Below are 734 nucleotides of genomic sequence, written 5' to 3' on the forward strand. Positions count from 1 at the left end.
CGCCCACCCGCCCCGCGGGGCGGGCGGCACCCGGAACAGCCGGGCCCGATCGGCCGGAACCACCGGCCCGCCCACCGGGCCCGCACGAGAGGAAACGAGGTCCGCAACCATGCACCGCGCCCTGATCGTCGTCGACGTGCAGAACGACTTCTGCGAGGGCGGCAGCCTGGCCGTGAAGGGCGGTGCCGCCGTGGCCGCCGCCATCACGGACCTGATCGGCGCCGCCGGTCCGGGCTACCGCCACATCGTCGCCACCCGCGACCACCACATCTCCCCCGGGGACCACTTCTCGGACGCCCCGGACTTCACCGACTCCTGGCCGCCGCACTGCGTGGCCGGCACCGAGGGCGTCGGCTTCCACCCCAACTTCGCCCCCGCCGTCACCGCCGGCACCGTGGAGACCTGCTTCGACAAGGGGGCCTACTCCGCCGCCTACAGCGGTTTCGAGGGCACGGACGAGAACGGCACCGGCCCGGCGGACTGGCTGCGGGCCCGCGGGGTGACCGAGGTGGACGTGGTCGGCATCGCCACCGACCACTGCGTGCGGGCCACCGCGCTGGACGCCGCCCGGGAGGGCTTCCGGACCCGGGTGCTGCTCGACCTCACCGCCGGTGTGGCCCCGGCCACGGTGGAACGGGCGCTGGAGGAGATGCGGGAGGCCGGGGTGGAACTCACCGGCACCCCCGTGGTCACCACCGGCTGAGCCCGGCGGGGCCCGTCGCCGGGCGGGGACG

General features: G+C 75.9%; 1 protein-coding gene. It reads left to right on the top strand.

What is annotated here, in order from left to right; genetic code table 11:
• The first annotated feature begins 109 nt into the window (after positions 1 to 109).
• Positions 110 to 703, top strand: a complete 594-nt coding sequence (locus tag FOE67_RS27550; protein WP_182667527.1) for an isochorismatase family protein — start codon at positions 110 to 112, stop codon at positions 701 to 703.
• Positions 704 to 734 lie beyond the last annotated feature (31 nt).

It is taken from the genome of Streptomyces calidiresistens, from assembly GCF_014141525.1.
In the GTDB taxonomy this organism is placed as follows: Bacteria; Actinomycetota; Actinomycetes; order Streptomycetales; family Streptomycetaceae; genus Streptomyces; species Streptomyces calidiresistens.

Coding starts and splice junctions, on each gene's coding strand:
- FOE67_RS27550 (WP_182667527.1), top strand. CDS start 110: ATGCACCGCGCCCTGATCGTCGTCGACGTGCAGAACGACTTCTGCGAG.